This is a genomic window from Arthrobacter agilis, from assembly GCF_002953615.1.
Taxonomy (GTDB): domain Bacteria; phylum Actinomycetota; class Actinomycetes; order Actinomycetales; family Micrococcaceae; genus Arthrobacter_D; species Arthrobacter_D agilis_B.
Genome location: NZ_CP024915.1, coordinates 2,342,185 through 2,349,990, shown reverse-complemented (window position 1 = coordinate 2,349,990; position 7,806 = coordinate 2,342,185). Strand labels below are relative to the sequence as shown.

Below are 7,806 nucleotides of genomic sequence, written 5' to 3'. Positions count from 1 at the left end.
CGGCCACCGGCCGCAGGGAGGCGTCCCCGCCGCTGGAGACGCAGAGGGTGTGCTCGGCGTCGGCGCCGGACCGCGTCTCCCATTCGAGGCCGCGGGCGATCGCCCTGACGTGCCGCGTCACGACGTCGACGTAGGCGTCGAAGTCCCCGGCCCTCGTGGCGGTCGTCAGCAGCTCCTCGCCGTCGTCGGCCCACCATTGCCAGAAGGCCGCGATCGGGTCCCTGCCCGCTACGCGGCCGGATGCTCCCCGGCGGCTGAAGATACCCATGACGACCTGCGTTCCCCTGGTGTGCGCGTCCGGGATCCTCCAGCCGCTCCGACTCCAGAGAATCTACCCGGGTCGGGCCCTGCGTGGGGGAGACGCCGCCGGCAGGGACGGCGCGCACCGCACAGGAGATCTACGGCGGAGGGCAGCTGGAAAGGGCTACGCATCGATCACGAGGTCGGTCCGCGCGGTGGAGCAGCAGGGCAGGAACTTGCCGGCGTCGATCTCCCGTGCCCGGATCCCGCCCTGGTGGTTCATCTCGACCTCCCCGGAGAGCTTGACGACCTTGCAGGAGCCGCACATGCCTTCCTTGCAGTTCGCGCCGATCCGGACGCCGGCACGCTGGGCCACCCCGAGGATATGTTCGGTGGGGTCGATCCGCACATTGACGCCGGTGCGCAGGAAGGACAGGGTGAGGTTCCCCGTCCCGACCGTGTCGAAGCTCGAGGCATCGGGGGGCACCGCGTCCGGCCCTCCGTGCGGACTGCCGTCGGGGGCCTCGGGGCCGGGCGCATGCGGGTCGAAGGTTTCCAGCGGCAGTCCCGTGGCCTTCAGGGTTCCCTCGGCGTCGTAGCCGGGCTCGTAGAGCCCGAAGGCGCTGGGCCGGCTCTCGTAGTGATCCTCGGCGGAACCGGCTATCTCCTCCGCCATCTCCTCCGCCATATCCACTGCGTGCGCGAGCTCCACCTCGTATTCGAGGAGCGTCTGGCGGTCTCCCGAGAAGAACTCCATGTGGACGGAGGTGTCGTCGACGCCGACCTTCTCGAGGAGTTCGGCGGCAGTGTTCAGGTAAGCCTCGGGGCCGCAGGCATAGACCTGCCGGCCGTTCGCATCGGGGGCCACCTCGTCGAGCATGTCCGCCGCCAGCCTCCCGGTGAGCCATTCCCACCCCTCTGGTTTCTGGCGGTCTCCCAGTGAGTAGAAGACCCTGATGCGTGAGTCCACGGAGACGATGTAGGCCAGTTCCTTGTGGAAACCGAAGTTTCCGGCCGCCGCTCCGTGGTAGAGCACGATGACATCGGCCTTCCCGGGCAGCGAGTGGATGGTCCGCACCATCGACATGATGGGGGTGATGCCTGCACCGGCAGCCAGCAGCAGGTATCTCGCCCTCCGGTCGGCGTCAGGAAGGTGGAATGCCCCGATCGGGCCGAGCATCTCGAGGACCGTACCGGGTCGGACGTTCTCGTGCACCCATGGTGAGACCAGTCCCAGGGGGTCGCGTTTGACCGTGATGTCGAAGGTCCACGGCCTGGTGGGTGAACTGGACAGGGAGTAGCTGCGGTCCACGGCGTCCTGGTCCTCACCGTGCACGGGAAAGGCGACGTTCACGTACTGGCCTGCGCGGAACGCCAAAGGCGCCCCGTCGGAGCGGCGGAACACGAAGGTCATCATCCCGCCCGCCTCCGGAACGACCTCGACACATTCGGCCAGGAACTCCTGCGGATGCCAGGGGCCCAAGGCGCGGGCGGCACCGGCCGGTCCTTCGGTGCTGCTCATCACCCTGTTCCAAGGCATCTCGAGACCGCGAATGCGCTGGGGTTCTTGGGCTGCCGTGTCGGCCCGGGGTTCGGTCATGCCATCTGCTCCTGCACGCGCTGCACGTACCAGTTGATGAACGCCTCCACCTGGTATTCGCTCTTCATGTACGGGCCGGGCTCGTAGGCGGGGCTGCCGGCGCCCTTCTGGCACAGTTCCACGAACGCCTTGTCCTGCAGATTCGTCTGCTTCCAGGTATAGGTGAGTTTCTCCAGGTCGTAGTCGATGCCTTCCACGGCGTCGTCGGCCACCAGCCAGGTGGTGCGTACCAGTGTCTGGTGCTCGTTGACAGGGAAGACTGCGAATGTGATGACGTGGTCCCCCTGGAAATGGAACCAGCTGTTGGGCTGCAGGTGCATCGAGCAGCGACCGAGGCGGAAGTCCCGCAGGTCACCGAGCAGCTTCTTGGAGAGCCGGCGCCCATCGGGGGAGAACGATTCGCCGTCGCCGTCGAGCGATTCCCTGGAGATGCGGATTCCCGCCACGCGGGTGTCGAGCTCCTCGACGACCTCGTAGGGAAGGCCGTAGCGGCGGCAACGCTCTTCGAGCGAGGACTGCGCTTCCTTGTTGCGGTCCCACACTTCCTCGAGGTGTGCCGGGATCAGCCCCTCCGTCAGGCCCCAGGTGGGAAAGAGGGAACAGGCGAGCTCCGGGTGGCCGTCGCAGTGGTAGCACTCACGGTTGTTCTCCATGACGAGCTTCCAGTTGCCCTCTTCGATGATGTTCTGCTGGTAGGCGATTTTCGTCGTCGCCAGATCGTGGGGTGCGAGGTAGGGCTCGAAGATCTTCGAGGTCTCGTCGAAATCGGTCGGCGGTTCGTCGGCGATGCAGACGAAGACGAGTCCGGCGACCACGCGGCTGGAGGCACGCTTGAGGCCGAAGCAGCCCTTGTCGAACGTCGTCTCCCCGGGTGCGGAGGCGTGAATCAGATCGCCCTCGGGGGAGTAGGTCCAGGAGTGGTAACCGCACACCAGGTTTCCCGTGGTCCCCGCGGGTTCGGTCAGGACGCGGGCGCCGCGGTGGCGGCATACGTTGTGGAGCACGTTCACGCCGCCGTCGTCATTGCGCAGCACGATCAGGGAGTAGGGCCCGTAGTCGACGGTGACGTAGTCGCCCGGCTCCGGGAGCTCGGCGATGCTGGCGGCAAAGATCCAGTGCCGGCCGAAGATGGCCTGCATGTCGATGCTGAAGATCGTCGGATCGGTGTAGAAGGGGGCATCGAGCGAAAATCCAACGCGCCGGAAACCGAACAGCTCGCTGATTTCTGCCAGCTGCTCGGCAGGCACCGAGGAAACAAGTCTCCCGCGTGTGTCGAGGGGCACGTTCACTGGAGCAGACATGGGTTCCTCCAAAAGGACGGGGTAACTGTGCAGGTCGCAGGAATGATCACGGGCGGAACAGGCGGAGCCGCTAACGGTGTTGTCACGAGGTTAGGGCCATTCACATTGCGATAAAAGCGCAACAATCCGGTGAGGACAGTGCACCATGGGTGCATGATCGACCCACGGCTCACAACCCTTCGGGTGTTCGCCCAATGCGGCACCATCAGTGCCACCGCGGAACTGACGGGTTACTCTCCCTCCGCCGTCTCCTCGCAATTGCGGGAGCTCCAGCGCGTACTCGGAATGCAGCTGCTGACCAAGGACGGTCGCGGCATACGGCTGACCGCCACGGGCCGCTTCCTCGTGGAGGGCTCGGACACCCTCCTCATGGAGTGGGAGAGCCTCCGCGCTGCGGCCATGGAGGCCGGCGACAGGATGCAGTCCACTCTCGGGCTCGGCGGATTCTCCACGGCGGCCGCCCAATTGCTCGCGCCGCTGGCCGCCACCCTCCGGTCGACACACCCTCTGCTGAAGGTTCAGGTACTCGAGGCCAACCCGACGCGCTGCTTCGACTTGCTGGTCGCCGAGCGGATCGACCTGGCGGTCGTCGTCGCCATGCAGTCGGACTCCTCGGTGGAGAACGATTCGCGATTCGAGCAGACACTTCTCCTCGACGATCCCCTGGACGTCATCATCCCCGCCGATCATCCATTCGCATCCCGGGAAACGGTGGCGCTCCAAGAACTGGCGTCGGAGACCTGGATCACCGACGCTGCTGGTTCCACCTACCGCTCCCTCTTCACGGCGGCCTTCACGGCAGTCGGGATGACGCCACGCATCGCCCATGAGGCCGTCGAATGGGAGACCCAGATCGCCTTCGTCGGCGCGGGACTCGGCGTGGGCCTGTTGCCGCGCCTGGCGCCGCTGCACAGTGCCGGGAAGGTGGTTCGACTACGCATCACCGGCAGGGGGAAGCCTTCACGGCGCATCATCGCTGCTGTGCGCAGGGGCAGCATCTCATCGCCCCTCATCCAGGAGGCGCTCGGCATCCTGCAGGCCCGCGCCCGCCGGATCCTCACCGCCCGGCCCCGCGACGATCCCTGACACCACGGACCACGGACCGCGGTACGCTGCCGACGCGGCAAGCGTTCAGGAGTCCGTCGCGGGAGCGAGAGGCGGCGGCGTGCCGGCCCTGCGTATGCCTCGGCGGCATGGGCCGGGACAGGCCGCATGCCGCCGAGGTAGGTTGCTACTCGAGCTGCGCAGCCATCAACTGGACGGTCTGGAGCCCCTGTGCTCGACGGTCGGGATGATTCCCGTCGCGGGCCCTCCGGGACACTCCGAGTCGGAGCACTTCTCCGCGCACTCATGCTTCGTCACGAGGTCGAACTGAGCGCCGCCGTGTTGTTCCACGCCGGTGCGTATGGCCCGCTCCACGACGGAGGTGGCCAGGCGACGCCGCAAGGAGAGAGGGTCCCGACGCAGGTCCTTGGTGAGGGCGAAGCAGAGCAGCAGCATGACGATGACGAACGGTAGCGCTGCAACGATGGTGATCCGTTGCAGGCCTGCCAGGGCTTCGGACGGTTCATCTCCGCCTGCCAGCAGCATGACCGCCGCCACGGCGCCGGTGAGGCAGCCCCAGAAGATGACGACTGCGCGGCGGGGGTGCTCGGCGCCATTGGAACTGAGTGATCCCATCACGATGGACGCAGCGTCGGCGCCCGTGATGAAGAAGATGGCGACCAGGACCATGGCCAGCACGATCACGGCACCGGTGGCCCAGTCGGCCATGCCCAGGTTCTTGACCAGGTCGAACAGCGCCCCGTCGAAGTTGACGGTCGGTGTCCCGTCGACCACGGTGACCAGGCCGGGCGTGTTCGCTTCGTCGGCTTCCTGCTGGACGTTGAAGGCAGCGCCTCCGAAGATGGCGAACCAGATCACACTGACAAGGCTGGGCACCAGCAGCACACCGGTGACGAACTGGCGGATGGTGCGGCCGCGGCTGATGCGGGCGATGAAGAGGCCTACGAAGGGCGTCCAGGACACCCACCAGGCCCAGTAGAAGATAGTCCAGCTGGTCATCCAGCTACGCAGTGACTCATCGCCGACCGCTTCGGTCCGGGAGGACATCTCGGCGAGGTCCCGCACGTAGTCGCCCACCGCGGAGGGGATCAGGTTGAGGATGAAAAGGGTGGGTCCGGCGACGAAGACGATCAGTGCAAGGACGACGGCCAGGACCATGTTGATGTTGGAGAGCCACTGGATGCCACGGCTGATCCCGGAGACGGCAGAGGCGACGAAGCACAGGGTCAGGACGGCGACGATCGCCACGAGCACGGGAGTACCGATCTCACCGAACCAACCGTTGGATGTCATGCCGCTACCGATCTGCAGGGCGCCGAGGCCCAGCGACGCGGCGGTGCCGAACAGGGTGGCGAAGATGGCCAGGATATTGATGAACATCCCGACCGGCCCTTCGACCGTCCGAACGCCGAAAAGAGACGTGAAGGCGACGGAGATCAGTTGCCGGCGGCCCAGCCGGTAGGTCCCGTAGGCCATGGCGATACCCACGACGGCGTACATGGCCCAGGGGTGCAGGGTCCAGTGGAAGATCGAGGTGGCCATGGCCGTCTGGATTGCTGCGGGTGTCCTTCCATCCACTGTTCCGGGCGGGGGGGAGATGTAGTGGTAGAGCGGTTCGGCCACGCCGTAGAACATCAGCCCGATGCCCATGCCCGCGGCGAACATCATCGCGACCCAGGAGATGGTCCGGAATTCCGGCTTTTCGCCGTCCTTGCCGAGCGGGATGTTGCCGAACTTGCCCACGGCCAGCCACAGGACGAAGACCACGAAGAGCGATGCCATGAGCATGAAGAACCATCCGGTGTACTCCATGACCCAATTGAGGGCTCCGGTGGAGGTGCTGGACAGGCTGTCGCGGCCGGCGAAGCCCCAGATGACGAAGGCGATGGCGATGGCGCCCGTGATGCCGAACGTGACCTTGTCGAGAACGAGCTTGTGGTTCCGGCGGTCCGCGACTTCTTGCTCGGTCCTGGCGTGACGCAGCTCGTCGAGGATCTGTTCGGACTCGGCGTCGGACCCGGCGTCGGACACAGCGTCGGCCACGGGTGCGACTCCTGCGTCCGGGTCGAGGGCAGCAGGTTGCCTGTCTCCTCCGGCGCCTTCGTCCGCAGGCAACTCCTCGGGTACGTGGGATTTCAGGTCACTATCAAAAGCCATGAGCGGGTCCTTTGCTCGGTGAGGCATGAGTCTGCGATCGGCCGCGGCCCTCGGACGTCAGCCCGAGCGGAAAAGGTGCGGCCTCGAATGATCCGACGGTCACGATGCTGCCGCCGACGAGGTGAACTTCGTGGGTTCACCCCCTCCACCTTCGGGGGATCATGTTTCATGAACACACTTCTTTCGTGTTCAGAGGATTAACGCTCATATGTCCTGCCCGGAAGCGTTGATATATCAGTGATACTTTAGTTTACGGCGGGGTGCACGTCCATAGGTCGGGCGCGCGAATAGGATGGATCGGGAACTGGGGCGTCGAGGCCCGGGGCTCATCGGGAGGAGACCTGGAGATGGCAGACGCTGGCGGAGCACCGGTGCGGGCGGAGGATCCGTCAGCGCCGCGAAGGCAGGACGACGAATCCTTCGCCGACTTCGCCTACCGGATTCTGTGCGACGAACTGATCGTCCTGGACATCAAGCCGGGCGAGCCCCTCAATGACGACGTCATCTCCCGCCGACTCGGCGTCGGCAGGACGCCGATCCGCGAAGCCATGAAACGGCTCGAGAGCGACCATCTGGTGGTGGCCTACCCCCGGCGCGGAACGTTCGCCGCCGGCGTGGACATCACGGATCTGGCCGAGATCTCCGAGATCCGACAGCTCCTGGAGCCGGCGGCAGCTGCGCGGGCTGCGCGACATGCCTCGCCGCAGCTCCGGAGCGAGCTCCGGGACTTTGCGCGGGACGTCGGGCAGCTGTTGCCGGGGATGCAGTCCCAGCAGGATCTCATGCGGCTGGACATGCGGGTCCATCGGATGATCTACCGGGCCACCGGAAGCAGGCATCTCGAGGACGTGCTGATCCGATACGACAACCTCGCAACGCGGATCTGGAGCCTGGTGCTCGAAAAGCTCCCGCCGGTGTCCGAGCACATCGCCCAGCACATCGAGCTGCTCGAACATATCGCGGCGGGGGACTCCGAAGCTGCTGCGCGGTTGACCAGCCGCCATGTCACCGATTTCGAGAACCACATCAGGGCTGTGCTGTAGTCCGGACAGGTACCCGCCCACTACGGGCGGATGCGGGAGAAGTCGCACCGAGAACGGTACGGACAATAGCGGCAATCGCTACTGCTCCCTGCCCGACGAAGCCTGCGAACGGCGCCGGCCGGCCCGGCACGGCGGGGTTGCTCAGCCGCGGAGCCTGGTCATCGTGGGGTCGTAGAGCGGATCCGCGGTGACGGTGGCCTGGATGCGCCGTCCGAAGTACGCGATCTCCACCGAGTCCCCGAGGCTGACTTCGGCAGGAAGATACGCGTAGGCGATCGGTTTGGCGACCGTGTAGCCGTAGGCGGCACTGGTGACGTAGCCGACTGCCTGGTCCTTGTAGAAGACCGGTTCCTTGCCCAGTACGAGGCTCCGTCCGTCGTCGACCGTCAGGCAGCGCAAG

Annotated in this window: 7 protein-coding genes; 2 read left to right on the top strand and 5 right to left on the bottom strand. The window is 65.9% G+C overall.

Going from position 1 to position 7,806, the window contains the following annotated elements:
* From CVO76_RS11460 to CVO76_RS11450, 3 genes are all read right to left on the bottom strand, one after another.
* Nucleotides 1-268: hypothetical protein (locus CVO76_RS11460; protein ID WP_208739341.1), on the bottom strand; the 268-nt coding region annotated here is incomplete at its 3' end.
* 156 nt (nt 269-424) lie between these two features.
* Nucleotides 425-1,840: a ferredoxin reductase gene (locus CVO76_RS11455; RefSeq protein ID WP_208739340.1), complete on the bottom strand. Its 1,416-nt coding sequence runs from the start codon at nt 1,838-1,840 to the stop codon at nt 425-427.
* Nucleotides 1,837-3,141, bottom strand: a complete 1,305-nt coding sequence (locus tag CVO76_RS11450; protein ID WP_208739339.1) for an aromatic ring-hydroxylating oxygenase subunit alpha — start codon at nt 3,139-3,141, stop codon at nt 1,837-1,839. Before CVO76_RS11450 ends, CVO76_RS11455 begins: the two co-directional genes overlap by 4 nt.
* A gap of 153 nt (nt 3,142-3,294) precedes the next feature.
* Here CVO76_RS11450 and CVO76_RS11445 point away from each other — a divergent pair, with 153 nt between their 5' ends.
* A complete protein-coding gene (locus CVO76_RS11445) occupies nt 3,295-4,227 on the top strand; it encodes a LysR family transcriptional regulator (protein WP_208739338.1) in 933 nt (310 codons plus the stop codon).
* A gap of 165 nt (nt 4,228-4,392) precedes the next feature.
* On the opposite strand, the gene CVO76_RS11440 is transcribed toward CVO76_RS11445, so the two are convergent.
* A complete protein-coding gene (locus CVO76_RS11440; RefSeq protein WP_244185912.1) occupies nt 4,393-6,363 on the bottom strand; it encodes a BCCT family transporter in 1,971 nt (656 codons plus the stop codon).
* 347 nt (nt 6,364-6,710) lie between these two features.
* On the opposite strand from CVO76_RS11440, the gene CVO76_RS11435 reads away from it, so the two are divergent.
* Complete coding sequence (locus tag CVO76_RS11435) at nt 6,711-7,406, top strand: GntR family transcriptional regulator (RefSeq protein ID WP_208739336.1); 696 nt, start codon at nt 6,711-6,713, stop codon at nt 7,404-7,406.
* A gap of 141 nt (nt 7,407-7,547) precedes the next feature.
* Here CVO76_RS11435 and CVO76_RS11430 read toward each other — a convergent pair.
* On the bottom strand, nt 7,548-7,806 hold a 259-nt coding region (locus tag CVO76_RS11430), incomplete at its 5' end, for a glycine cleavage T C-terminal barrel domain-containing protein (protein WP_279628574.1).